Origin of the sequence: Lactiplantibacillus herbarum, assembly GCF_001039045.1 — a bacterium.
GTDB lineage: Bacteria > Bacillota > Bacilli > Lactobacillales > Lactobacillaceae > Lactiplantibacillus > Lactiplantibacillus herbarum.
This window is the reverse complement of record NZ_LFEE01000005.1, coordinates 1-265: the sequence shown is the minus strand read 5'-3', so window position 1 is coordinate 265 and position 265 is coordinate 1. Positions and strand designations below refer to the sequence as shown.

Below are 265 nucleotides of genomic sequence, written 5' to 3'. Positions count from 1 at the left end.
GTCTTAAACCACTTGACCAAGGGGTCATATATAATTTTATATCTAACTAACGGAGAGTAAGGGATTCGAACCCTTGAAACAGGCAAAACCCGTTTACAGCATTTCCAATGCTGCTCCTTCAGCCACTCGGACAACTCTCCATGGCTTACGTAGAGATAAACTCCGACAGGCGGGCTCGAACCGTCGACATCTTGATTAACAGTCAAGCGCTCTACCAACTGAGCTATGTCGGAATAATTGCATGGCAACGTCCTACCCTCGCAGG

The 265-nt window shown here is 47.2% G+C and carries 2 tRNA genes; both read right to left on the bottom strand.

The window, feature by feature from the left end:
- Nucleotides 1-50 precede the first annotated feature (50 nt).
- Nucleotides 51-140: transfer RNA gene (locus ACG95_RS01870), tRNA-Ser, on the bottom strand.
- Between the two features lie 20 nt (nt 141-160).
- Nucleotides 161-233: transfer RNA gene (locus ACG95_RS01865), tRNA-Asn, on the bottom strand.
- Nucleotides 234-265: the final 32 nt, after the last annotated feature.